The organism is Bacillus sp. A1, assembly GCF_042296235.1.
Classification (GTDB): Bacteria; Bacillota; Bacilli; order Bacillales; family Bacillaceae; genus Bacillus; species Bacillus velezensis.
This window is the reverse complement of the sequence record NZ_CP141181.1, coordinates 2709816-2736014: the sequence shown is the minus strand read 5'-3', so window position 1 is coordinate 2736014 and position 26199 is coordinate 2709816. Positions and strand designations below refer to the sequence as shown.

At 47.6% G+C, this 26199-nt stretch carries 23 protein-coding genes and 1 other annotated feature; of the genes, 21 read left to right on the top strand and 2 right to left on the bottom strand.

What is annotated here, in order from left to right; translation table 11 throughout:
• The first annotated feature begins 81 nt into the window (after positions 1 to 81).
• From lonB to yihA, 3 genes are all read left to right on the top strand, one after another.
• Positions 82 to 1740: an ATP-dependent protease LonB gene (gene lonB / locus U2H13_RS13365; RefSeq protein WP_007612897.1), complete on the top strand. Its 1659-nt coding sequence runs from the start codon at positions 82 to 84 to the stop codon at positions 1738 to 1740.
• A 198-nt stretch (positions 1741 to 1938) separates the two neighbouring features.
• On the top strand, positions 1939 to 4263 hold the full coding sequence (gene lon / locus U2H13_RS13360; protein WP_014418556.1) for an endopeptidase La: 2325 nt from the start codon (positions 1939 to 1941) through the stop codon (positions 4261 to 4263).
• On the top strand, positions 4260 to 4847 hold the full coding sequence (gene yihA / locus U2H13_RS13355; protein WP_003152626.1) for a ribosome biogenesis GTP-binding protein YihA/YsxC: 588 nt from the start codon (positions 4260 to 4262) through the stop codon (positions 4845 to 4847). The genes lon and yihA overlap by 4 nt, the downstream gene beginning before the upstream one ends.
• Before the next feature lie 32 nt (positions 4848 to 4879).
• Here yihA and U2H13_RS13350 read toward each other — a convergent pair whose 3' ends face one another.
• Positions 4880 to 5371 carry a hypothetical protein gene (locus U2H13_RS13350; protein ID WP_017418292.1) on the bottom strand — a complete coding sequence of 164 codons (492 nt, stop codon included), beginning with the start codon at positions 5369 to 5371 and terminating at the stop codon, positions 4880 to 4882.
• Between the two features lie 193 nt (positions 5372 to 5564).
• On the opposite strand from U2H13_RS13350, the gene hemA reads away from it, so the two are divergent.
• From hemA to ysxE, 8 genes are all read left to right on the top strand, one after another.
• Positions 5565 to 6932, top strand: a complete 1368-nt coding sequence (gene hemA, locus U2H13_RS13345; RefSeq protein WP_003152628.1) for a glutamyl-tRNA reductase — start codon at positions 5565 to 5567, stop codon at positions 6930 to 6932.
• Between the two features lie 7 nt (positions 6933 to 6939).
• A complete protein-coding gene (locus U2H13_RS13340) occupies positions 6940 to 7770 on the top strand; it encodes a cytochrome c biogenesis protein (RefSeq protein WP_007408154.1) in 831 nt (276 codons plus the stop codon).
• A gap of 34 nt (positions 7771 to 7804) precedes the next feature.
• Positions 7805 to 8746, top strand: a complete 942-nt coding sequence (gene hemC / locus U2H13_RS13335; protein WP_012118114.1) for a hydroxymethylbilane synthase — start codon at positions 7805 to 7807, stop codon at positions 8744 to 8746.
• On the top strand, positions 8736 to 9515 hold the full coding sequence (locus tag U2H13_RS13330; protein WP_014418554.1) for a uroporphyrinogen-III synthase: 780 nt from the start codon (positions 8736 to 8738) through the stop codon (positions 9513 to 9515). Before hemC ends, U2H13_RS13330 begins: the two co-directional genes overlap by 11 nt.
• A gap of 5 nt (positions 9516 to 9520) precedes the next feature.
• Positions 9521 to 10495 (top strand): porphobilinogen synthase, encoded by a 975-nt coding sequence (hemB, locus tag U2H13_RS13325; RefSeq protein WP_029973366.1) that lies wholly within the window; start codon positions 9521 to 9523, stop codon positions 10493 to 10495.
• 28 nt (positions 10496 to 10523) lie between these two features.
• Entirely contained in the window at positions 10524 to 11813 is a 1290-nt protein-coding gene (hemL, locus tag U2H13_RS13320) for a glutamate-1-semialdehyde 2,1-aminomutase (protein WP_021494394.1), read from the top strand.
• Positions 11814 to 11945: 132 nt separating this feature from the next.
• On the top strand, positions 11946 to 13787 hold the full coding sequence (locus tag U2H13_RS13315; protein WP_376700494.1) for a LysM peptidoglycan-binding domain-containing protein: 1842 nt from the start codon (positions 11946 to 11948) through the stop codon (positions 13785 to 13787).
• A gap of 33 nt (positions 13788 to 13820) precedes the next feature.
• Complete coding sequence (gene ysxE / locus U2H13_RS13310; RefSeq protein ID WP_138093663.1) at positions 13821 to 14843, top strand: spore coat protein YsxE; 1023 nt, start codon at positions 13821 to 13823, stop codon at positions 14841 to 14843.
• A gap of 13 nt (positions 14844 to 14856) precedes the next feature.
• Here ysxE and U2H13_RS13305 read toward each other — a convergent pair whose 3' ends face one another.
• Entirely contained in the window at positions 14857 to 15048 is a 192-nt protein-coding gene (locus U2H13_RS13305) for a hypothetical protein (RefSeq protein WP_003152639.1), read from the bottom strand.
• A 172-nt stretch (positions 15049 to 15220) separates the two neighbouring features.
• Positions 15221 to 15442: a binding site (T-box leader), on the top strand.
• Positions 15443 to 15500: 58 nt separating this feature from the next.
• Between U2H13_RS13305 and U2H13_RS13300 the strand changes: the two genes are divergently transcribed.
• The 10 genes from U2H13_RS13300 (at position 15501) to minC (ending at position 26199) form a co-directional block, all read left to right on the top strand.
• Entirely contained in the window at positions 15501 to 18143 is a 2643-nt protein-coding gene (locus U2H13_RS13300; protein WP_022552877.1) for a valine--tRNA ligase, read from the top strand.
• Between the two features lie 58 nt (positions 18144 to 18201).
• Positions 18202 to 19494: a bifunctional folylpolyglutamate synthase/dihydrofolate synthase gene (locus U2H13_RS13295; protein WP_376700493.1), complete on the top strand. Its 1293-nt coding sequence runs from the start codon at positions 18202 to 18204 to the stop codon at positions 19492 to 19494.
• A gap of 139 nt (positions 19495 to 19633) precedes the next feature.
• Entirely contained in the window at positions 19634 to 20386 is a 753-nt protein-coding gene (locus tag U2H13_RS13290; RefSeq protein ID WP_094296064.1) for an A24 family peptidase, read from the top strand.
• 126 nt (positions 20387 to 20512) lie between these two features.
• A complete protein-coding gene (locus U2H13_RS13285) occupies positions 20513 to 21514 on the top strand; it encodes an SPOR domain-containing protein (RefSeq protein WP_065180394.1) in 1002 nt (333 codons plus the stop codon).
• Positions 21515 to 21654: 140 nt separating this feature from the next.
• Positions 21655 to 22224 carry a nucleoside triphosphate pyrophosphatase gene (locus tag U2H13_RS13280; RefSeq protein WP_012118105.1) on the top strand — a complete coding sequence of 190 codons (570 nt, stop codon included), beginning with the start codon at positions 21655 to 21657 and terminating at the stop codon, positions 22222 to 22224.
• A 31-nt stretch (positions 22225 to 22255) separates the two neighbouring features.
• Positions 22256 to 22951, top strand: a complete 696-nt coding sequence (gene radC / locus U2H13_RS13275) for a DNA repair protein RadC (RefSeq protein WP_007408165.1) — start codon at positions 22256 to 22258, stop codon at positions 22949 to 22951.
• Positions 22952 to 23042: 91 nt separating this feature from the next.
• Entirely contained in the window at positions 23043 to 24056 is a 1014-nt protein-coding gene (mreB, locus tag U2H13_RS13270; RefSeq protein ID WP_003152647.1) for a cell shape-determining protein MreB, read from the top strand.
• A 30-nt stretch (positions 24057 to 24086) separates the two neighbouring features.
• Positions 24087 to 24950 (top strand): rod shape-determining protein MreC, encoded by an 864-nt coding sequence (gene mreC, locus U2H13_RS13265; protein WP_007408166.1) that lies wholly within the window; start codon positions 24087 to 24089, stop codon positions 24948 to 24950.
• Positions 24947 to 25465 (top strand): rod shape-determining protein MreD, encoded by a 519-nt coding sequence (gene mreD, locus U2H13_RS13260; protein WP_003152650.1) that lies wholly within the window; start codon positions 24947 to 24949, stop codon positions 25463 to 25465. Before mreC ends, mreD begins: the two co-directional genes overlap by 4 nt.
• Positions 25466 to 25518: 53 nt before the next feature.
• Positions 25519 to 26199 carry a septum site-determining protein MinC gene (gene minC / locus U2H13_RS13255; protein ID WP_003152653.1) on the top strand — a complete coding sequence of 227 codons (681 nt, stop codon included), beginning with the start codon at positions 25519 to 25521 and terminating at the stop codon, positions 26197 to 26199.

Below are 26199 nucleotides of genomic sequence, written 5' to 3'. Positions count from 1 at the left end.
TATTCCGGGCTTTGCTGGGAGATACTAGCGGACAGAGGAATGAATTGGATACATAAATCGTTTTTTTCAGGAGGGACCAGCATGAGTTGGACAGGGATCGCATTATTTGTACAGCTGTTTTTCGGGATAGTCATCGGACTATATTTTTGGAATCTGCTCAAAAACCAGCGAACACAAAAAGTGACGATAGATAAAGAATCAAAAAAGGAAATGGAACAGCTGCGCAAAATGCGCGCCATCAGTTTATCAGAACCTTTATCAGAAAAGGTGCGGCCGAAAAGCTTTCAGGACATTGTCGGCCAGGAAGACGGAATTAAAGCGTTAAAAGCAGCGCTTTGCGGACCGAACCCGCAGCACGTCATTATTTACGGTCCTCCGGGAGTCGGTAAAACGGCTGCGGCGCGGCTGGTATTGGAAGAAGCGAAAAAACATAAACAGTCACCGTTTCAAAAGCAGGCTGTTTTTGTTGAACTTGATGCGACGACCGCGCGGTTTGATGAACGGGGGATTGCCGATCCGCTTATCGGTTCAGTGCATGATCCGATTTATCAGGGAGCGGGTGCGATGGGCCAGGCAGGCATTCCGCAGCCGAAACAGGGGGCTGTGACCCATGCTCACGGCGGGGTATTGTTTATTGATGAAATCGGCGAGCTTCATCCGATTCAGATGAATAAAATGCTGAAGGTGCTTGAAGATCGAAAAGTATTTTTAGACAGTGCGTATTACAGTGAAGAAAATACGCAAATACCGAATCACATTCATGATATTTTTCAAAATGGGCTTCCGGCAGATTTCCGTTTGATCGGAGCGACAACGAGAATGCCGAATGAAATTCCGCCGGCCATCCGTTCGCGCTGTCTTGAAGTATTTTTCCGCGAGTTGGAAAAGGATGAACTTAAAATCGTTGCGAAAAAAGCAGCCGACAAAATTCAGAAAGAGATTTCTGACGAAGCTCTCAGTGTGCTGACCACATATACGAGAAACGGACGTGAAGCCGTCAATATGATCCAGATCGCCGCCGGCATGGCGGTGACTGAGGACAGACAAGAAATTACGACAGAAGATATAGAATGGGTTGTTCATTCCAGTCAGCTTACACCTAAAAATGAGCAGAAAATCGCCGATGAACCGCAAGTCGGCATCGTGAACGGACTTGCTGTCTACGGGCCGAACAGCGGCGCATTGCTGGAAATCGAAGTGAATGTCACACCTGCGCAGGACAAAGGAAGCCTGAATATCACGGGAATTGCAGAGGAAGAAAGCATCGGCAGCCAATCGAAGTCGATCCGCCGCAAAAGCATGGCGAAGGGATCTGTGGAAAATGTTCTGACGGTTCTGCGCACAATGGGCATCAAACCTTCAGACTATGACATTCACGTCAATTTTCCGGGCGGAGGCCCGATTGACGGACCTTCAGCAGGTATCGCGATGGCCGCGGGGATTTTTTCCGCGATTCACCGCATCCCGATCGACCATACGGTGGCGATGACGGGAGAAATCAGCCTGACGGGGCTTGTCAAACCGATCGGCGGCGTCATTCCGAAAATTAAAGCCGCAAAACAGGCCGGAGCAAAAACGGTCATTATCCCATATGAAAATCAGCAGTCCATTCTGAAACGAATAGACGGAATCACCATTAAAGCGGTAAAAACGTTCCAGGAAGTGCTTGACGTCATATTGGTTGACCCTCCTTCAGAACAAAAACCGTTTGATATCCAAATGAATAAAGAATCCGTATAAACCCCATTTTTATAATGGGGTTTTTTTATGGAGGACATCTTTTCCTTTTTCAGAACAGAAAGAAAGGGTATACTACGAAGAGACTGTTTTATATACAGGGCAGGCGGATAAGCCGATTTTGCCCGATCCCGGAATTGTACAACGATGAAAAAGTTGTATTATAATGGTTCATACTAAAGTCACGGAGGTGTCAGTCACATGGCAGAAGATACAAAACGCAGCATCCCGCTCCTCCCTTTAAGAGGCTTATTGGTATACCCGACAATGGTTTTACATTTAGATGTAGGCCGTGACAAGTCGGTTCAGGCTCTTGAACAGGCAATGATGCATGATCATATGATTTTTTTAGCCACTCAGCAGGATATTTCGATAGACGAACCGGGTGAAGAGGATATTTTCGCCGTCGGCACTTATACAAAAATTAAACAGATGCTGAAGCTGCCCAACGGTACGATCAGAGTGCTTGTAGAAGGAATTCAGCGGGCGCAGATTCTTGAATACGCCGAGCTCGAAGATTATACTTCGGTCGATATACAGCTGATGCATGAGGATGATTCAAAAGACGTGGAAGACGAAGCGCTTATGCGGACGCTGCTGGACCATTTTGACCAGTACATAAAAATTTCTAAAAAAATCTCCGCAGAAACGTATGCGGCTGTGACTGATATTGAAGAGCCCGGCAGAATGGCGGATATCGTCGCTTCTCATCTCCCGCTGAAATTAAAGGACAAGCAGGACATTTTAGAAACGGCGGATATTAAAGAACGTCTGAATAAGGTCATCCGTTCCATTCATAATGAAAAAGAAGTGCTGGAGATTGAGAAAAAAATCGGTCAGCGCGTCAAACGTTCGATGGAACGCACTCAAAAGGAATACTACTTGCGTGAACAGATGAAAGCCATTCAGAAGGAGCTTGGCGACAAAGAAGGAAAAACCGGCGAAGTTCAGTCGCTCACGGAAAAGATAGAAGAAGCAGGCATGCCTGAGCGTGTCAAAGAAACGGCGCTTAAGGAATTAAGCCGTTACGAAAAAGTGCCGTCAAGCTCAGCGGAAAGCTCTGTTATCCGCAACTATATTGACTGGCTCATCGCCCTTCCGTGGTCGGATGAAACAGAAGATAAACTTGACATTAAAAAAGCCGGGGAAATCTTAGATAAAGAGCATCACGGCTTAGAGAAAGTGAAAGAGCGGATTTTGGAGTATTTGGCCGTGAAACAGCTGACGAAAACGCTGAAAGGGCCGATTCTTTGTCTGGCCGGACCTCCGGGAGTCGGTAAAACATCTCTTGCAAAATCAATCAGTACGAGCATGGGGCGCCGTTTTGTGAGAATTTCACTGGGCGGAGTGCGCGATGAGTCTGAAATCCGCGGGCACCGGCGTACATACGTCGGAGCGATGCCGGGCCGTATTATACAGGGGATGAAAAAAGCCGGTAAACAAAATCCCGTCTTTCTCCTGGATGAGATCGACAAAATGTCGTCTGATTTCAGAGGCGATCCGTCTTCGGCGATGCTTGAGGTGCTGGATCCGGAACAAAACAGCACATTCAGCGACCACTATATTGAAGAGACGTTCGATTTATCGAAAGTGCTGTTTATCGCGACTGCGAATAACCTTGCTTCCATACCGGGACCTCTCAGAGACAGAATGGAGATTATCAGCCTGTCAGGCTACACTGAAAACGAAAAGCTGGAAATCGTGAAGGACCACCTGCTTCCGAAACAAATCAAAGAGCACGGGCTCACAAAGAGCAACCTGCAGATTCGGGACCAGGCGATTACGGACATCATCCGCTACTATACGAGGGAAGCCGGCGTGAGAACGCTTGAACGCCAGATTGCCGCCATTTGCCGAAAGGCTGCGAAAGCCATTGTGTCTGAGGAGAGAAAACGCATTACCGTTACAGAGAAAAATCTGGCCGACTATCTCGGAAAACGGATATTCAGATACGGACAGGCGGAAACCGAAGATCAAATCGGGGTTGTCACGGGGCTCGCGTATACGACGGTCGGCGGAGATACGCTGTCAATCGAAGTGTCATTGTCACCGGGAAAAGGAAAGCTGATTCTGACCGGGAAGCTTGGAGATGTCATGCGGGAATCAGCGCAGGCCGCTTTCAGTTATGTCCGCTCGAAAGCGGAACAGTTCGGAATCGACCCGAAATTCCATGAGAAGTATGACATTCATATCCATGTCCCTGAAGGAGCGGTGCCGAAAGACGGCCCTTCTGCCGGAATTACGATGGCCACGGCGCTCGTTTCAGCATTAACGGACCGTGCGGTAAAACGCGAAGTCGGTATGACGGGAGAAATCACGCTGCGGGGCCGCGTGCTTCCGATCGGCGGACTGAAAGAAAAGGCGCTCGGCGCGCACAGAGCGGGCCTGACTACTATTATTGCGCCTAAAGATAACGAAAAAGATATAGAGGATATTCCAGAAAGCGTCAGAGAAGGACTGAAGTTTATATTCGTTTCTCACCTGGATGACGTTTTGGAACATGCCTTAGTAGGAGAGAAGAAATGAAAGTCACAAAGTCAGAAATCGTGATCAGCGCGGTCAAACCCGAACAGTACCCTGATGGGGGGCTTCCGGAAATCGCGCTGGCGGGAAGATCAAATGTAGGAAAGTCATCTTTTATCAATTCATTAATCAATCGGAAAAACTTGGCCAGAACGTCATCAAAACCGGGGAAAACACAGACCTTAAACTTTTACATCATCAATGATGAATTGCATTTTGTCGACGTTCCCGGGTACGGATTTGCGAAAGTTTCCAAAAGCGAGCGGGAAGCATGGGGGAGAATGATTGAAACCTATATGACGACCCGCGAAGAGCTGAAAGCCTGCGTGCAGATTGTCGACCTCAGGCACGCGCCGTCTGCTGAAGACGTGAACATGTATGAATTCCTGAAGTATTACGGCATTCCCGTCATCGTTATCGCGACAAAAGCGGATAAGATTCCAAAAGGAAAATGGGACAAGCACTTAAAGGTTGTCAAACAGACGCTTGATATGGATCCTGAAGATGAGCTGATTTTATTTTCCTCTGAAACGAAAAAAGGCAAAGATGAAGCATGGGGAGCCATTAAAAAAATGATCAGCCGGTAATGAAAAACCCAAAACGCAGTGCGTTTTGGGTTTTATCGTATAGTTTTGTTCCGCTTGATAAACAATAATAAAAGGCTGATTCCGATGAAAACATACGGCCAGTATGTTTTGAAGTGTTCCGTCGGAATATGGACGGACTCCAGCCACGCCGTAATTTGTTTAAAGAAGTATAAAAAGAGGGAAAAACCAATCATGGCAGCCGCTTCGTATACATATTCTTTTCTGGCAGCCGCAAATAAGGAGAATCCGAAGACGAAGAGAATCATTTCAAAATCTCCCGGCCACCATGAGAGCTCAGGTTTGGCGAAAAAGTGTAAACCTATGCCGAAAAGAAGCAAGCCGATCAGGACGTGAGGCCCGGCCGCTTCCTTTTTGCCCTGATACAAGAGCACGGCGCCCAAGAGCATAAGGAGCACCGGCCATTCCCCCTGATTCGCAAACAGGTGAACCTGTCCGCTCTGAAGCCATGCGAATAATGAAGCGGCAAGCAGAAGTCCCGGTAATAAAATTGATGTTTTTTTCATCCTGTCACCTACCCGCAGTAAAGGATTTTTAGTATGATGATTAAGTGGAAACGAGCTTTTTATACTATAGCATAACATTTTTGAAATCTGTTCACATTTTCCCGAAGAAACTATGTTATAATTATTATAAATAATAAATTCTATGTTAGAATGATTATAAATAAATTGCGATGTACGGGGGTGCATGAAAGCGATGCATATTCTTGTTGTGGGAGTAGATTATAAATCCGCCCCTATTGAAATACGCGAAAAAATAAGTTTTCAGCCGGATGAGCTTGCAGAAGCGATGCTCCGTTTAAAAGAAGAAAAAAGCGTTCTTGAAAACATTATCGTGTCAACCTGCAACCGCACCGAAATATATGCGGTGGTCGACCAGCTCCATACCGGCCGTTATTATATAAAAACATTTTTATCCGAATGGTTCTCGCTGCCGAAAGAAGAGCTGTCTCCGTTTCTGAAATTTTATGAGAGCGACGCGGCGATCGAGCATTTATTCCGTGTGGCGTGCGGCTTGGATTCCATGGTCATCGGAGAAACGCAAATACTCGGCCAGGTCCGCTCGAGCTTTAAAACGGCGCAGGCAGAAAAGACGATCGGCACCATTTTCAATGAGCTGTTTAAACAGGCGGTGACCGTCGGCAAACGCACGCATGCCGAAACCGATATCGGCGCCAATGCCGTTTCCGTCAGTTACGCCGCCGTTGAACTCGCGAAAAAAATCTTCGGCTCATTGTCAAATAAGCACATTTTGATTCTCGGTGCGGGAAAAATGGGCGAGCTCGCCGCAGAAAACCTGCACGGTCAGGGCATCGGCAAAGTAACGGTCATCAACAGAACGTTTTTGAAGGCAAAAGCGCTTGCTGACCGTTTCTCCGGAGAAGCGCGCAGCTTAAACCAGCTTGAACATGCACTTGCTGAAGCTGATATTTTAATCAGTTCGACAGGCGCAAGTGATTTCGTCGTGTCCAAAGAAATGATGGAGAGAGCGGGCAGACAGCGGAAAGGCCGTCCGTTATTTATGGTGGATATCGCTGTGCCGCGAGACCTCGATCCGGCGCTTAACGATCTTGAAGGTGTTTTTCTGTACGATATTGATGACCTTGAAGGAATCGTTGAAGCTAACTTACAAGAACGCCGTGAAACCGCTGAAAAAGTCGAGCTGTTTATTGAAGCGGCAATTGTTGAGTTTAAGCAGTGGCTTAATACGCTCGGCGTCGTGCCGGTCATTTCGGCGCTGCGTGAAAAGGCGCTGTCCATCCAGTCCGATACGATGCAGAGCATTGAGCGCAAGCTGCCTCATCTGACGGTAAGAGAGAAAAAACTTCTCAGCAAACATACGAAAAGCATCATTAACCAAATGCTGCGCGACCCGATTCTGAAAGCGAAAGAGCTTGCGGCTGAAGCGGATTCAGATGAAAAGCTGAAGCTGTTTATGCAGATATTCGATATTGAGGAAGAGGCCGGCCGCCAGCTGGACAAAAGCCTGGATAACCGCCAGACGGTTCATTCGTTTCAAAAGGCAGAAGCAAAAACGGGCTTACGTCCGCTTGTAAGTGAGTGAGGGCTGTATGATTGATACAGCAATGGCAAGACTTAATGAAGCGACAATTGTTATTTATGCAGTAAGCGTCCTTTTTTACTTTATAGATTTTCTTCAACACAACCGGAAGGCTGGGAAAATGGCCTTCTGGTTGCTTTCTATTGTCTGGACTCTGCAAACCGTCTATCTTTCTTATTTCATGTGGCAGACGGGCAGATTTCCGGTCTTGAATATTACAGAGGCCCTTTACTTTTATGCGTGGGTGCTTGTCACGCTCTCACTTGTGGTCACGCAGATTCTGCGCGTTGATTTTATCGTATTTTTCACGAATGTCATCGGTTTCTCGATGATTGCGATCCATACGTTTTCACCGACGGATCAGCATTCGGCCGCTTTTTCCGGCCAGCTGGTCTCAGAGCTTTTGGTCATTCATATTACAATGGCGATTCTGTCTTACGGCGCTTTTTCCCTTTCTTTTGTCTTTTCGCTTCTTTATCAGTTTCAATATTCTTTATTAAAGAAGAAAAAGTGGGGAAAATGGCTGTTGAGAATTGAAGATTTGTCAAAACTTGATTATATGGCTTACGTTTTAAATGTCATCGGGGTTCCGATGCTGCTGTTGAGCCTGATATTAGGCGTGATCTGGGCGTATGTGTCGCTGGAAACGCTGTACTGGTTTGATTCAAAAGTGCTCGGTTCGTTTATTGTGCTGCTTTTATACAGCTACTATTTATATATCAGAATGATTAAGGAACTGCAGGGAAAAGTGGCGGCGTTATGGAATTCAGCATGTTTTCTCGTGCTGATGATTAATTACTTCCTGCTCGGAAGCCTGTCGCAATTCCATTGGTTCAGTTAACGCACGCGCCCAAACAGATTCGGGAGGAAAGAAAATGAGAACGATTAAGGTAGGTTCCAGACGGAGCAAACTGGCTATGACCCAGACAAAATGGGTGATTAACAAACTGAAGGAATTGAACCCTTCCTATAACTTTGAAATCCGGGAGATTGTCACAAAAGGCGACCGCATCCTTGATGTTACACTGTCAAAAGTGGGCGGCAAAGGTTTGTTTGTCAAAGAGATTGAACAGGCGCTGCTGCATCAGGAGATTGATATGGCGGTTCACAGCATGAAAGACATGCCCGCCGTTTTGCCTGAGGGTCTTGTCATAGGCTGCATACCGAAACGTGAGGATCCGCGTGATGCGCTGATTTCAAAGGGGCATCAAAAGCTGGACGGCATAAAAGAAGGGGGCATCATCGGCACCAGCAGTTTAAGAAGAAGCGCCCAGATTCTTGCTGAACGCCCTGATCTTACAATTAAGTGGATCAGAGGCAATATCGATACGAGACTTCAAAAGCTTGAAACGGAAGATTACGATGCTATTATTTTAGCGGCTGCGGGACTTTCGAGAATGGGCTGGAAAGATGATGTCGTATCTGAATTTCTCGAACCGGACCGCTGTCTGCCTGCGGTCGGCCAAGGCGCTCTTGCCATTGAATGCAGAGAGTCGGATGAGGAGCTTTTGAAGCTGTTTGCGCAATTTACCGATGAGTATACGCAGCGCACGGTGGCAGCCGAACGGGCTTTCTTACACGCGATGGAAGGCGGCTGCCAAGTGCCGATAGCCGGGTATGCGTCCGTCAATGACCGGGATGAGGTTGAATTGGTCGGTCTTGTCGCGTCTCCGGACGGAAAGACGATTTATAAAGAAACAGCGGCGGGACATGATCCGGAAGAAATCGGGAAACGCTGTGCGGCGATGATGTCTGAAAAAGGAGCCAAAGCATTAATCGACAGCGTGAAACAGGAGCTCGATCAGGATGGCAAATGACCTTCCTTTACAAGGAAAGACCGTGCTTGTCACCCGGAACAAAAGACAGGCCGCACCGTTCCGAAAAAAAGTGGAGGCGCTCGGCGGAACGGCTGTTTCCGCTTCGCTGATCGCTTTTCAGGAAGCGCTCCCGGATGAATGTGCGGACAGTCTCCGGGAAGACCTTTCTGAGCCGGGATGGCTTGTGTTTACAAGCGTAAACGGTGTCCGGTTCTTTTTTTCCTATCTTGATCGGCACGGTCTTGCGCTTTCGGGACGGAAAAAAATCGCAGCCGTCGGTGAAAAGACTGCGCGCGCCCTGAAAGAGCGGGGAGCCCGGACGGATGCGATGCCTGACGAGTATGTGGCGGAATGTCTGGCTGATACTTTAAAACGGCACGCATCAGCTGCCGAACCCATTTCAGTGATAAAGGGCAATTTATCACGCGATGTCATAAAAGCGGAGCTTGAGCCGCTTGGCTATCAAATAAGGGAATGGGTGTTATACAATACCATTCAGGATGAAAAAGGCATGGACGAGCTGAGACGGGCTGCATCCCGCTCTCATTTTGATTTTATTACGTTTACCAGCTCATCGGCGGTGCATACGTTTATGCACGCGGTCGGAGACGGAGAAAAAGCGTGGGAAAACAGCGGTGCGAGCTATATCAGCATCGGCCCTTTGACAGAGAAAGCGCTCTTGGAATACGGGATCTCATCCCATGTGCCTGACATCTATACGATTGAAGGCATGCTGGACGTCATGTGCAGCATGTCGGGAAAGGATTGATAATGATGAATCAAACATTTAACAGACACCGCCGTTTGCGCGCGAACGCTGAGATGAGAGATTTAGTAAAAGAAACACGTCTTCACCCTTCAGATTTTATTTACCCGTTATTTGTCGTTGAAGGACTTGAAGGAAAAAAAGAAGTTCCTTCCATGCCGGGGGTTTATCATGTATCACTCGATTTGTTAAAGGATGAAATGGCTGAGCTGATATCGCTCGGCATTAAGTCGGTCATCGTTTTCGGCGTGCCGGAAGAAAAAGACGCCTGCGGAACCCAGGCTTTTCACGATCACGGCATTGTGCAGAAAGGGATTGCTGAAATTAAAAAGCATTATCCTGAAATGATCGTAATCGCTGATACGTGTCTCTGTGAATACACGGATCACGGCCATTGCGGCGTCGTGAAAGACGGAGAAATCTTAAATGACGAGTCGCTTGAGCTGCTGGCGCAGACAGCCGTCAGCCAGGCCAAAGCAGGCGCTGACATCATCGCTCCTTCAAATATGATGGACGGTTTTGTCACAGTGATCAGAGAAGCGCTCGACAAAGAAGGATTCACGAATATTCCGATCATGTCTTATGCCGTGAAATATTCAAGTGAATTTTACGGTCCGTTCCGCGACGCGGCTGACAGCACGCCGCAGTTCGGAGACCGAAAAACATATCAGATGGATCCGGCCAACCGCTTGGAAGCGCTCCGTGAGGCTGAATCAGACGCGGCAGAAGGCGCTGACTTTTTAATCGTCAAACCGTCTATGTCATACTTAGATATTATGCGTGATGTGAAAAACCGCCATCACCTGCCGCTGGTCGCATATAATGTGAGCGGGGAGTATTCCATGGTGAAAGCGGCAGCCCAAAACGGCTGGATTAAAGAAAAAGAAATGGTGCTGGAAATTTTAACGAGCATGAAACGTGCAGGAGCCGATCTGATTATGACGTATCATGCAAAAGACGCAGCAAAATGGCTTGCTGAGTAACGATTTCATTTGACGGGAGCTGAGGCAGATGAGAAGCTATGAAAAATCAAAAGCCGCTTTTAAAGAAGCGCAGAAACTGATGCCGGGCGGAGTGAACAGCCCGGTGCGCGCGTTTAAATCAGTTGATATGGACCCGATCTTTATGCAGCGCGGAAAAGGATCGAAAATTTTTGATATTGACGGCAATGAATATATCGACTACGTCCTGAGCTGGGGGCCGCTCATTTTGGGCCACACAAATGACCGGGTCGTTGAAAGCCTGAAAAAAGTAGCCGAGAACGGGACAAGTTTCGGGGCATCTACTGAGGTGGAAAACGAACTGGCCAAATTGGTCATTGACCGTGTGCCGTCTGTTGAAATCGTGCGGATGGTCAGCTCCGGCACAGAGGCGACAATGAGCGCCCTGCGTCTGGCAAGAGGATATACCGGCCGCAACAAAATTTTGAAATTCGAAGGCTGTTACCACGGCCATGGCGATTCGCTGCTGATCAAAGCGGGATCCGGAGTGGCGACACTCGGCCTTCCGGACAGCCCGGGCGTGCCGGAAGGAATAGCAATGAATACGATTACCGTTCCATACAACGACTTGGAAAGCGTTGCACTCGCATTCCGGGAGTACGGTGAAGATATTGCCGGGGTCATTGTTGAACCGGTAGCAGGCAATATGGGCGTTGTTCCGCCGCAGGAAGGCTTTTTACAAGGACTTCGCGACATGACGGAACAGTATGGCGCGCTGCTCATTTTTGACGAGGTCATGACCGGTTTTCGCGTGGATTATAACTGTGCGCAAGGGTATTTCGGCGTGACGCCTGACTTAACGTGTCTCGGCAAAGTCATCGGCGGCGGTCTTCCTGTCGGTGCGTATGGCGGAAAAGCTGACATTATGGAACGAATCGCGCCGAGCGGTCCGATCTACCAGGCGGGAACATTGTCAGGAAATCCGCTTGCCATGACAGCGGGACTTGAGACGCTACAGCAGCTCACACCTGAATCTTACCAAGAATTTGTGAAAAAAGGCGATATGCTTGAAGAAGGCATTTCAAAAGCAGCTGCAGCACATGGCATTCCGCACACGTTTAACCGGGCGGGTTCCATGATCGGCTTCTTTTTCACAAATGAGCCTGTCATTAACTATGAAGCAGCCAAATCTTCTGATTTAAAGCTGTTCGCCAAATATTATAAAGGGATGGCCGACGCAGGCGTATTTCTGCCGCCGTCTCAATTTGAAGGATTGTTTCTCTCCACTGCGCATACAATGGAGGATATTGAAAAAACCATTCAAGCCGCTGAGAAAGTGTTCCAGGCGATCAGCCGCTGATACCGAAAAGCCGATGCAAGCAAGACTTGTATCGGCTTTTTTCAATGCCTCCATTATCATATTTTTCCGGATTGCGGCATACACCTTTAGTGACATCTAATTGTATGGATTAGATGAAAGGAGGATATGAACTTGCCGCATAATCACCGATTGCAATTTTCTGTTGAAGAATCAATCTGTTTCCAAAAAGGACAGGAAGTTTCTGAATTACTTTCGATTTCATTAGACCCTGACATCAGGGTGCAGGAAGTAAATGATTATGTCTCAATTAAAGGATCATTAGAACTTACTGGCGAGTACAACATAGATCACAGCAGTCATTTTGAAGAGCTTGATAGGGAGCTGAGGCATGTAGAGGAAGTGAGGGCGAGGGAGGATGGCACGGCCGAGCTCATTCATTGTTTCCCGGTGGACATCACGATTCCGAAAAATAAAGTGAGCCACCTCAATGATGTTTTCGTATTTATCGATGCCTTTGATTATCAGCTGACGGATTCAAGGATCTTAACCATTCAAGCTGATTTGGCAATTGAAGGGCTGCTTGAGGAATCCGAGCCAAAAGAGCCGGAGATCCCTTTGTACGTGGCGCCTGAATTTGCCAGAGAAGAAATGATCAATCTTGCCGGACATTATTCTGAGGACGAAAACGAACCAGAATTAATGATACGCCATGAGCCTGAAATACCTTTGACTGTATCAGAAGAAGCAGCACAAGAAACCGAGAAGAACGAGGAAGAAACTCCGCCTTTACTCAGGCAGGAGGAAGAAGAGCCGGAGACTGCCCCGATTTTGAGGGAACGGGAAGAAGAAGAGCAGGAAGCAGCCCCGATTTTGAGGGAGCAAGAAGAAGAAGAGCCGGAGACTGCCCCGATTCTGAGGGAGCGGGAAGAAGAAGAGGAAGCAGCTGCCCCGATTCTGAGGGAGCGGGAAGATGAGGAAGAAGCAGCCCCGATTCTGAGGGAACGGGAAGAAGAAGAGCAGGAAGCTGCCCCGATTCTGAGGGAGCGGGAAGAAGAAGAGCCGGAGACTGCCCCGATTCTGAGGGAGCGGGAAGAAGAAGAGCATGAGACTGCCCCGATTCTGAGGGAGCGGGAAGAAGAAGAGCCGGAGACTGCCCCGATTCTGAGGGGGCAGGAAGAGGTGCCGAAACCTGTTTCCTTTACTGAGCCTCCTCCTCCCGTTTCCTTTCAACATGAAGAAGAGCCGGAAGAAGCTGAGGAGCCTGCAATCATGTCAGCCGTGAGGAATGAACCCGTATTTGAGGATGATTCAGCAGAAGCGCAGGAAGAGCCAAAAGATGATATCGAACCGGTTTTCCCTGCTTTCACTCTGACTCCGCATGCAGAAAAACCAAAAATTGCGGAACAGCCCTTCCTTCAAAAAGAAGAGCAGCCAGAGGCCGAGCCGCTTCTCCGTCAGAGCGATCATAAGGCGGCAGAAGACGAAGATGAGCCTGCGGTTTTTCAAGAAGAGCAGGCGCCCGTTTATCGTGAGTTCGTTCCGGAACGGCAGGAAGAGGAGTTTTACAGCGCTCCTAAGCTGCTTGAAGAAGAGGCTCATGATGAAGAAGGGTTTGAAATTGAGGTAAGGAAGATGGCGCCGCCGGAGGAGGAAACCGGGAAGCCTCTCGATTTGTCTTTTCAGTTTTCCAAACTGCCGCCGGAGGAGCCGGCGCAAGCTGAACAGCCTGAGCCGCTTAAGCCTGAAAGAAAGAATGAAGAAGCGGCACCGGGAACCGAGCAGAAGGAAAATGACAACTCTCATTACTTGACAAAATTATTTACAAGGGAAGAAGAAAAGTTTTCAAGAATGAAAATTTGTATCGTACAGCAGCAAGATACAATCGACCGGGTGTGTGAACGATATGACATTACATCCCAGCAGCTCATCCGAACGAATGCTTTATCGTTTGATGACGAGCTTGAGGAAGGTCAGCTTCTGTATATACCTGAATATAATAACAGCCATGTGTAAGCACAAAGAGGCCGTAAAAATGTGGTGAATGGAATGGAAGCAGTCCAATCAGTGCTTCAGGAATACGGGCTGACGGCTGAGTACATTGAGCCTGTCAGCCCGCATGTTTGGAAGGTCTACTCAAACTACGGCATTTTTGCTTTGAAACAGCTCAAGCCGGCCCGCAGCAGTGAATTTACGGATCTTATGATTGAGATTGAGGAGAAAGGCTACCGATCATTTGTGCCGATCTGCCGCACGTATGCCGGCGATTTTTTTGCGGGAAGACAGACGGAGAATTCTTATTATTTAATGCCTTGGCTTCAGTACGATCAGGAAGAAGAACGGGACCAAAAACATGTTTACCTTTTTAAAGAGGTCGCGAAGCTCCATTCTGCGACTGTGCGGGACATCCAAATCCGGACTGAAGATATCAGCGGCTTTTATGAAGCAACGAAAAGAGATTGGGAAAATGATAAACTTGTCTATGAACAATTCGCCGACCGGGCGGAAAAAGAGTGGTACCTTTCACCTTTTGAACTGCAGGCCGTTACGTATCTTACAGAAACGGTTTCCGCCGTCAATTTTGCTCTCGAACGTCTGGAAGAATGGTTTGACGCGGCAAAGGATCATGACAAGACGAGAGCGGTGATCAACCACGGCAGTTTATCGAGCCGCCACTTTCTGTATAATGATGCGGGATCGGGCTTTTTCACAAATTTCGAGAAAGCTGCGCTGGGCCCTCCGCAAAATGACCTGCTCGGCTTTTACTCCAGAATGTTCAGAAGCTATCCGAAAGCATGTCCGGAATGCCTGGACTGGTTTTATACGTATCACAAATCATTCCCGCTCCGTGAAGCGGAAATCAGCCTGTTTCTCAGCTATATGGCTTATCCGTCCGCCATGTACAAAGTGCTGAAACGGTATCAGACCGGCCAAAGGGGCTCTGAAAAAGAAGAGTGCACGCAATTATTAAGAGCGTTTTGGCAGATGAAAAATGTTGAGCCTTTTCTCATGAAGGTTCATCAGATTGAGCGGGAGAAAAAAATAAAAGCGGAAAACGAGTCCTCTTCATAATGGGACTCGTTTTTTATATCCATTCCAAATGCAGGGCGCACGCTAAAAACAGCAGGATGGCAAGCAGCAGGACATCAAAAGTCGTCGGAAAGAAAATCGTCCTGATCCCCTGAAAGATCGTAATCGGGATAATGACTTGCACCGATACAAGGCGGACCTGTCTGGCCCACTGGGGGAGCGAATAAGAATTGAATTTTTTTCTCACGGGCAATTCCTCCTCACATTCGCCTTTCTATGTATCGTATGTAAGGGGAAGAGCGGGGTGCATGCCCATTTATGTATGACGGCAGCGGTTTTTGGAAAAGATGATTGACGAATCAAAAACACTTTTACTATAATAAAGAACATAATAAATAAGATCATGAGCTGATATAAATACACCTGCTTTGAACGGGAAGAGTACAAGAAAGACGCATGAAGAGAGAGAAGCTACTGTGCTGAAAGGCTTCTTATGCCGTCTCATTGGAAGGTCGCCCGGGAGCATAATTTCTTGAACATACAGTAGAGAAATTCGGGCCGCACCCGTTATCCGTTTAAGTGCATGAACAAATCTGTTCATGAAAAAAGGTGGTACCGCGAAAGAGCTTTTCGTCCTTTATCAGGATGAAGGCTCTTTTTTAGTTGCTCAGCCATTTCTAAACATGCTGGAGGGTTATCATGGATACAAACGAACAAACAATGCCGACAAAATATGATCCGTCTGCGATTGAAAAAGGCCGCTATGATTTTTGGCTGAAAGGAAAATATTTTGAAGCGGGCAGCGATCAAACGAAACAGCCGTATTCTGTCGTCATTCCGCCGCCGAACGTGACGGGCAGGCTGCACCTCGGACATGCGTGGGATACGACGCTGCAAGATATCGTTACGCGTATGAAACGCATGCAGGGCTATGACGTGCTCTGGCTTCCGGGCATGGATCACGCCGGCATCGCCACTCAGGCAAAAGTCGAAGCGAAACTCCGCGAACAGGGCACAAGCCGTTATGACCTCGGCCGTGAAAAGTTTTTAGAAGAAACGTGGAAGTGGAAAGAAGAGTATGCTGATTTCATCCGCAGCCAATGGGCCAAGATGGGACTCGGACTCGATTATTCACGCGAACGTTTTACTCTTGATGAAGGGCTGAACAAAGCCGTGCGTGAAGTATTCGTCAAGCTGTACGAGAAAGGCTTGATTTACAGAGGCGAATATATCATCAACTGGGACCCTGCCACAAAAACGGCTTTATCCGATATTGAAGTGATTTACAAAGACGTACAGGGCGCGTTTTATCATTTGCGCTACCCGTTAGCAGACGGTTCAGGCTCAATTGAAATCGCGACCACCCGTCCGGAAACGATGCTTGGCGACACGGCTGTCGCGGTTCATCCTGAAGATGAGCGCTACAAGCACTTAATCGGCAAAACGGTGATTCTGCCGATTACAAACCGCGAAATTCCGATCGTCGGCGATGATTATGTTGATATGGAATTCGGATCAGGCGCTGTTAAAATCACGCCTGCCCATGACCCGAATGACTTTGAACTCGGAAACCGCCACAATTTAGAGCGGATTCTCGTCATGAATGAAGACGGAACAATGAATGAAAAAGCGCTGCAATATAACGGCATGGACCGGTTTGAATGCCGCAAAAAACTCGTCAAAGATCTTCAGGAATCCGGTGTTCTCTTTAAAATCGAAGACCATATGCATTCTGTCGGCCACAGTGAAAGAAGCGGCGCCGTTGTTGAGCCGTACCTGTCCACACAATGGTTTGTCAAAATGCAGCCGCTGGCCGATGCTGCGGTTGACCTTCAGTCAAAAGAAGAGAAAGTTCACTTCGTTCCTGACCGGTTCGAGAAAACGTACCTGCACTGGATGGAAAATATCCGTGATTGGTGTATTTCCCGTCAGCTGTGGTGGGGCCACCGCATCCCGGCTTGGTATCATAAAGAAACAAAAGAAGTGTACGTCGGCCTTGAGGCGCCTGAGGACAGTGAAAATTGGGAACAGGATTCAGACGTGCTTGATACATGGTTCAGCTCCGCGCTTTGGCCGTTTTCTACAATGGGCTGGCCTGATGAAAACGCTGAAGACTTTAAGCGGTATTACTCAACCGATGTTCTTGTAACGGGATATGACATCATTTTCTTCTGGGTATCCCGGATGATTTTCCAAGGTCTTGAGTTTACCGGCGAGCGTCCGTTCAAAGACGTGCTGATTCACGGCTTAATCCGTGACGAGCAGGGCAGAAAAATGAGTAAATCCCTTGGGAACGGCGTGGACCCGATGGATGTCATCGACAAGTACGGAGCGGATTCCCTGCGCTATTTCCTGGCAACCGGAAGTTCACCGGGACAGGATCTCCGTTTCAGCTATGAAAAAGTGGAATCCACATGGAATTTCGCAAATAAAATTTGGAACGCCTCCCGTTTTGCATTAATGAACATGGACGGCATGACGTATGACGAGCTTGATCTGTCCGGTGAAAAATCAGTTGCTGATAAGTGGATCCTCACAAGACTGAATGAAACGATAGAAGACGTAACACAGCTTGCGGATCGTTATGAATTCGGTGAAGTCGGACGCCACCTGTACAACTTTATCTGGGACGATGTGTGCGACTGGTATATCGAAATGGCGAAGCTTCCGCTGTACGGGGAAGATGAAGCGGCGAAGAAAACAACCCGTTCTGTTCTGGCATACGTGCTTGACCAGACGATGCGTCTTCTTCACCCGTTTATGCCATTCTTAACGGAGGAAATCTGGCAGCACCTTCCTCATGAAGGCGAGTCAATCACGATCAGCTCTTGGCCGGTTCCGGTGCCCGAACATACGGATAAAGAGGCAGCGGCGGATATGAAACTGCTCGTCGAATTAATCCGTTCTGTCCGCAATATCCGGAGCGAAGTCAACACGCCGATGAGCAAGCAGGTTGAGCTTTACATTAAAACATCTACCGAAGACATTGCCGGCCGCCTTGAGAAGAACCGTTCTTACGTTGAACGCTTTACGAATCCGAGCACGCTGAAAATCGGGACGGATATCACTGCGGCAGACAAAGCGATGACAGCGGTCGTCACCGGAGCGGAAGTCATTCTGCCGCTTGAAGGGCTGATTAACATTGATGAGGAGATCGCCCGTCTGCAAAAAGAATTCGACAAGCTGACAAAAGAGGTCGAACGCGTTCAGAAAAAACTCGGCAACGAAGGATTCATTAAAAAAGCTCCTGAGCATGTCATTGAAGAAGAACGCGGAAAAGAGAAAGACTACACGGCAAAACGCGAAGCTGTCCGGCAGCGGATTGCAGAGCTGAAAGGCTGATAAAACAGCGGGGCGGTTTCCTAAGAAACCGCCTTGTCGTATAAAAGAGGGGATTTCATTGTTTAATACGTACAAAGAAGCGATCAGCTGGATTCACGGCAGACTCAAGTTCGGCGTTAAGCCGGGCCTTCTCCGTATGGAAAAGCTGATGGAAAAACTGGAACACCCGGAAAAGAACATTCGCGCTATTCATGTGGCGGGCACAAACGGCAAAGGATCGACCGTCGCTTTTATCCGTTCCGTGCTTCAAGAAGCCGGTTATACGGTCGGCACGTTCACATCGCCTTACATTATTACGTTTAATGAGCGTATCAGCGTCAACGGCACGCCGATTTCTGATGAGGAATGGAGAACGCTCGTTAATGACATAAAACCGATAGTCGATGAGCTTGATAAGACCGATGCCGGGACGGTGACAGAATTTGAAATCATTACAGCGTGTGCATTTTTATATTTTGCGAAGCGGGCTGATATCGATTTTGTCATTTTTGAAGCGGGACTGGGCGGCACATTTGATTCAACCAATATTGTGAATCCGCTTCTGTCGGTCATTACAAGTATCGGACATGACCATATGGCGATTTTAGGCAATACCATCGAGGAGATCGCCGGGCAGAAAGCCGGTATCATTAAAAATTCCATTCCGGTCATTACGGGCGTCAATCAGCCGGAAGCACTCGGCGTTATTGAAGCGGAAGCCGAAAAAAAGCAGGCTCCATATCAGTCACTATATAAAACGTGCAGACTGTCTAATGAAGCGGCGCTTCCGTCCGGTGAAAGCTTTTCGCTGGAAACGGAAACGAAATGCTATGAAGACATTCAAACGTCGCTGATCGGCATTCACCAAAGGCACAATGCAGCATTGGCGATATTGGCCGCTGAATGGATGAATCGTCTGGGAGCCGCAGCCATTTCTGAAGAAGCGATGCGAAACGGTCTGAAAAAAGCTTCCTGGCCGGGCCGGTTTGAACGTCTTCAAAGCCGCCCTTTAGTGTTTGCGGACGGCGCACATAACGAAGAAGGCGTTGACACACTGACAGAAACGATCAGGCAGCGCTTTGCCGATAAAAACGTCCATGTCGTATTCAGCGCATTAAAAGACAAACCGTATCAGGAAATGATTAAAAAGCTTGAAACCGAAGCGGACTCTATTCACTTTGTATCATTTGACTTTCCGCGTGCTTCAAGCGCCGAAGCCCTTTACAATGCAAGCAGTCTTGCGGCTAAGAGCTTCGATGAGAACCCGGACAGTGTGAAAGAATGGATAGAACAAAAAGACGGGGCGGATGATGTCATCATCATTACCGGCTCCTTATATTTTATTTCAGAAATGAGAAAGCGGCTTATCTGACAGCCCCTCGGATGCCCGGCAGACCCTTTTCCGGTTTTGCCGGGTGTTTTTATGCTGAAAATATATTTTCAGCCATTTCAGTCATGGTGTTTTTCTTTGCTATAATCTGAGCCAGATTGATAGTAAAGGTGTGGTCTGAGTGCTTTTGTTTCTGTTTTTTCTCGGCTTGATTTTCGGTTCTTTTTTTTATACAGCAGCGTGTCGTATCCCGCTTCGAATCTCGGTTATTTCGCCGCGTTCAGCCTGTTCGTTTTGCCGCTTGCCGCTCTCCTGGGGGGAGCTTGTGCCCGTCGTTTCCTATATTCTGCAAAGAGGCAGATGCAGAAACTGCCGTGCGAAGCTGTCGGTTATGTATCCGGCGGCGGAATGCTGGACGGCGTGTTTATTCACGGCTGCAGGCATTCATTTCGGTTTCTCAAAAGAACTGTTAGTCGCGCTGTTATTTCTGTCTCTGCTCATGATTGTTACTATGACGGATCTGCAATATATGCTGATTCCTGACAAGGTTCTGCTGTTTTTTCTTCCGCTTTTCATCGCCGGCCGTATGTTTTCTCCGCTGGATACATGGTATGCAGGGTTTGCCGGAGCCGTTTGCGGATTTTTTCTGCTTGTTTTTATCATGTTTGTCAGTAAAGGAGGCATCGGCGCAGGTGATGTGAAACTGTTTGGGGTGATCGGCCTGCCGCTCGGCGTGAAGCTCGTGCTCATTGCATTCTTTCTTTCCGTTATGATCGGAACCGTATACGGTATGTGCGCCGCAGCCCGGGGCAGGCTTGGTAAAAAGCAGCCATTTCCGTTTGCGCCGGCCATCTCAGCCGGGAGCGCTTTGAGTTATTTATACGGAGAAGAGCTGTTTTCGTTTTACATCAAGCTCGCTTCAGGCGGAGCTTAAAAAATTTGGCGAACGTTTTTTGGACAAGACGACAAAAGTCTTGTTCTTTTTTTTTTTGCCTATGCTAAAGTGTGAACCATGATCAGTTCAAGGTACGGCCAAGACGAATGCAAGGGGGAAGAGACGTTGAAAAAAAGGAAGAGCAAAAAGCACAGCAAAGCAAAAAACAATGCCCTTAAAGTAACCATTAACGGACAAGAAGAAACGATGTATGGACAAGAAGATGTGAAAGAAGGCGGGGAGAAAACCGTCACATTTTCAAATTGGGAGGAAACAAAAAAGGCGGAGCAGGAGACCGCCGCATCCCATGAAGATCCGAAAGAAGAAGATTTCAATTGGGATCATGAGAAGAATTCTGAGGTATTTGAAGATGACCCGAAAGTCGTTCCGCCATACCAGAAGAAAAAAACAGGCCCTCATTTTCCGAAAAAAAAGCAGCCGTCTTCTCCAGTTAAAAAAGCGGTCACGACAATTGCCGTTGCGGCTGTTTTAGGCACCGGGCTCGGCCTTGTCGCCTTAAATATGTCGGGAAGTAAAGAAGCCTCCGCTCCGGCATCAGCTGACAAAGGTTCACAAGGGCAGACGGCGAAAGCGGGAGATGTTTCTAAAGACAAATCTGAAACAGCCGGCACAGGAGATGCGGAATCTTCAGAGGGAAACTATAAAACATATGCGGTGCAGGCCGGAAAATTTTCATCAGAAAAAGGAGCGCAAACGCTTGTTGACCAGCTGACTGAAAAAGGATACTCGGCCGTCTCACTGGCAAAAGAAGACGGATACACATACGTGATCGCCGGGCTTGCAGCGGAAAAAAGCTTATCACAGCAATTGGGTCAGACACTGATAGACCATGATTTTGAGGCTTGGGGCGGAAAAGAGCTCAGCTTCGCTGTCGATTCAGGACTGGAAAACTCTTTTAAACAAGCATCTGAGCTCTCCGCCAAAGCGATTACCGGCAAAGATCTTTCAAAAACGGAAGTGGCTGAAGCGGCAAAAGCGGCATCCAGCGCAGACGCTGCTGACAAAAAGCAGAAAGAGGCCGTGCTTCAAGCGCTGAAAGAACTGGAAACGTCGGGTTCGGAATCCGGCTGGAAAGCCCAAAAAGAGCTTTTAAGTGTTGTAAAATAGTATCTCATTTCCCGTCATCCGGCGGGATTTTTTATTTTGTCATCAAAAAGTTATTTTTCTGAAATTGTGGTTGCCCGTTTGATTTGGTAGGATAGACAAGTATCTTTTTTTCTTAAGCAAACCCTGAAAGGATGACAATCATGACAAAACGCTTAATACTCGCATCACAATCTCCGCGAAGAAAAGAACTCCTTAATCTTCTTCAGATTCCTTACAGCATTATTGCAAGCCGCACAGAAGAAAAATTAAATCGAAACCTTTCGCCGGAAGAAAACGTCCAATGTTTGGCCGAGCAAAAAGCCGGTGCTGTATTGGCCGAAAATCCCGATGCAGTCGTTATCGGGGCTGACACGATGGTGTGCATAGACGGCGAATGCCTCGGCAAACCGCATGACAGAGAAGAAGCGGCACACATGCTGCGGAGGCTTTCCGGCCGAAGCCATCAAGTCATTACGGCGGTCAGCATTCAGACGCATGACCGGAAAGAAACGTTCTGTGACACGACGGAAGTGACGTTTTGGCCGCTCAGTGAAGACGACATACAGCTCTACATTGAAACAAAAGAACCGATGGATAAAGCAGGTGCATACGGCATCCAAGGAAAAGGCGCGCTTTTAGTGAAAAAAATAGACGGTGATTTTTATTCTGTCGTCGGGCTTCCTGTCGCTAAAACAATGAGAGCCTTGAAAGAATTTAATATAAAAGCTTGATGTTCAAACCGGGAAGGGGAACAAGGAGGGGTTGATCATCCGTGATCTGCCGTTAAAATTAAGAGATTTCCCCGAAAAAGAAAAACCGAGAGAGCGGCTTCTGCACTTCGGAGCCGAACATCTCTCTAACAATGAATTGCTCGCCATCCTGCTGCGGACGGGAACGAAACATGAGTCCGTCATGAACCTCGCTCACCGGCTGTTGCGGACGTTTGACGGGCTGCGACTGTTAAAAGGCGCCTCTGCCCAGGAGCTTTCCAGCATTCCGGGAATCGGCACGGTGAAAGCCGTTCAGATTCTTGCCGCAATTGAGCTGGGGAGCCGCATTCATAAGACATCCGCCGGGGAGCATTGCGTCATCCGCTCTCCGGAAGACGGGGCGAAGTATGTGATGGAGGATATGCGCTTTTTATCCCAGGAGCATTTTGTCTGTTTATATTTAAATACCAAAAATCAAGTCATTCATAAACGCACCGTTTTTATCGGAAGTCTGAATTCATCTATTGTCCACCCGCGGGAGGTGTTTAAAGAAGCTTTCAAACGATCCGCCGCGTCCTTCATTTGCGTTCACAATCATCCTTCAGGAGATCCTACACCGAGCAGGGAAGATATAGAGGTAACCAGGCGGCTTTTTGAGTGCGGAAATTTAATCGGCATCGAGCTGCTGGATCATTTGGTCATTGGTGACAAAAAATTTGTGAGTTTAAAGGAAAAAGGATATTTGTAACACTTTTTTTTTCGTTGATTTAAGATATAATAGATTTTATGAGTTTTTCCCTTTAGGGTATTTTTGCTTTAAGAAAGGAAGATACATACATATGTTCGGAATTGGTACAAGAGACCTTGGTATAGATTTGGGAACCGCGAATACGCTTGTGTTTGTTAAAGGTAAAGGAATCGTAGTGAGAGAGCCGTCTGTCGTTGCTCTGCAAACGGATACGAAGTCCATCGTTGCGGTCGGTAACGATGCGAAAAACATGATCGGAAGAACTCCGGGCAACGTGGTTGCGCTCCGTCCGATGAAAGACGGCGTTATCGCTGACTATGAAACAACTGCGACAATGATGAAATACTACATTAATCAGGCTGTGAAAAATAAAGGATTGTTTGCGAGAAAGCCTTACGTTATGGTGTGTGTGCCGTCAGGTATTACGGCCGTTGAAGAACGGGCGGTCATCGACGCGACAAGACAAGCGGGCGCACGTGACGCTTATCCGATTGAAGAACCGTTTGCGGCAGCAATCGGCGCGAATCTTCCGGTATGGGAGCCGACGGGCAGCATGGTCGTTGATATCGGCGGCGGAACAACTGAAGTGGCGATCATTTCTTTAGGCGGCATTGTTACGTCTCAGTCAATCCGCGTAGCCGGTGACGAAATGGACGACTCAATCATCAGCTATATCAGAAAAACATATAATCTGATGATCGGTGACCGTACGGCGGAAGCTATTAAAATGGAAATCGGTTCAGCAGAAACCGGTGAAGAAAATGCGTCAATGGAAATCCGCGGCCGCGATCTTCTGACAGGTCTGCCGAAAACGATCGAAATCACGGGAACGGAAATTGCAAATGCACTGCGTGATACAGTTCTCTCAATCGTTGACGCGGTGAAGAGCACGCTTGAAAAAACACCGCCTGAGCTGGCCGCTGACATTATGGACAGAGGTATTGTATTAACAGGGGGAGGCGCCCTGCTCCGCAATCTCGACAAAGTCATCAGCGACGAAACGAAAATGCCTGTTCTTATCGCTGAAGATCCGCTGGATTGTGTTGCGATCGGCACTGGAAAAGCACTGGAGCACATCCATCTTTTCAAAGGAAAAACAAGATAATCAGGAGTTAAATAGAAGAGGTGTATCACGATGCCGAACAAACGGTTAATGCTATTACTTCTGTGTATTATCATATTGGTGGCTATGATTGGATTCTCGCTGAAGAACGGCCGTAATACCACCTGGCCTGAAAAGCTGATCGGTGATACGACGGGAGTATTTCAAAACATTTTTCACACGCCTGCCGAATATTTTGCAGGGTTCTTCGGGGACATAAAAGACCTGAAAAACACGTACAAGGAAAACGAACGCTTAAGACAAAAGCTGGACGGACAGACACAATATGAAGCGAAGCTCCAAGAACTCAAAGATGAAAACAAGAAGCTGCGTGATGAACTCGGGCATGTCAAATCAATTTCCGACTATGATCCGATTTTAGCGACCGTTATCGCCAGAAACCCTGATCAATGGTACAAGCAGATCATGATCAATAAGGGAACGAAGCAGAAAGTGGCCAAAGACATGGCTGTCACGAACGAAAAGGGTGCGCTGGTCGGGAAGATCAAAAGCAGCGGACTCAACAGTTTCACATCCGCCGTTCAGCTGCTGAGCGATGTTGACCGCAATAACAGAGTGGCCACCAAAATCTCCGGCAAAAAGGGAAGCAAAGGCTACGGTTTAATTGAAGGGTACGATAAAAAGAAACAGACCCTGAAAATGACTATCCTTGAGCCGGATGAAAAACGTGAAGTGAAAAAAGGCGACCTCGTGGAGACATCCGGAACGGGCGGCGTATTTCCTCAAGGGCTTACGGTCGGGGAAGTGACCGATGTAGAATCAGATGCTTACGGCCTGACGAAAATCGCTTACGTGAAACCGGCTGCCGACCTGTACGATCTTGACCATGTCATCGTCGTGAACCGAAGCGTAGCAACAGGGGAGGAAGGATCGTGAAACGTTTCCTTCTCCCTTTGATTATGATTTTGGTCTTTTGTGCGGAAAGCATCTATACCGATCTGGTGCGTTTTCCTTTCGTTTCCGTCGAGCAGCAGGTCGTTCCGCATTTTCTTTTGCTTGCGCTGATTTTTATGTCCGCTTATATCAACCAAAAGCATGCGGTGATCTACGGTTTCATTTTCGGATTTCTTTATGACATCAATTATACGGGTGTTTTAGGCGTTTATATGTTTGGTTTTGCCGGTTTATGCTATCTGGCGGCCAAAGCGTTTAAAGTGCTGCAGACAAACGCCCTGATGGTCATTCTGGTCGCGGTGCTGAGCGTATGTGTGCTTGAATTTTACGTCTACGGCATTCAGACGTTAATCCGCAGCGGCACAATGACGTTTAACGATTTTGTCATTCAGCGGTTCTTGCCGACCGCTTTGCTGAATATTGCGGGGGCCGTTATATTAGTCCTGCCCTTCAGGCTGTTTTATATAAGTCTGAAGAAAGAATTAAGAGATGAGTAAAAAGGATTTTATCTTTTTTTGACGAAAAGAGTATGTTGTTGAGGTGAACATTGATGAAGACCAAAAAGCAGCAATATGTAACAATAAAAGGAACAAAAAACGGCTTAACATTGCATCTGGATGATGCATGTTCTTTTGATGAGCTTCTCGATGGTCTTCAAAACATGCTGTCGATTGAACAATATACTGATGGCAAAGGCCAAAAAATCAGTGTTCATATTAAACTCGGGCATCGGTATCTGTATCAGGAACAGGCAGAGCAGCTGACTGATCTGATCGCGTCAAAGAAAGATTTAGTCGTGCATTCAATTGACAGTGAAGTCATCGCCAAAGAAGAAGCGCAGCGGATGAAAGAGGAGCAGGAAATTGTTTCTGTTTCCAAAATCGTCCGTTCGGGCCAGGTGCTTCACGTGACGGGAGATTTGCTTTTAATCGGAGATGTGAATCCCGGCGGTACGATCAGAGCCGGAGGAAATATATTTGTTCTCGGTTCATTAAAAGGGATTGCCCACGCGGGTTATAACGGAAATAACCGGGCTGTGATCGCCGCATCCGAAATGATGCCGACACAATTGAGGATCAATCACGTGTTAAATCGCTCCCCAGACCACATTCAAAAAGGGAACGACATGGAATGTGCTTATTTAGATACTGACGGAAATATGGTCATTGAACGCCTTCAGCAATTGGCTCATTTAAGACCTGATCTAACAAGGCTTGAGGGAGGAATGTGA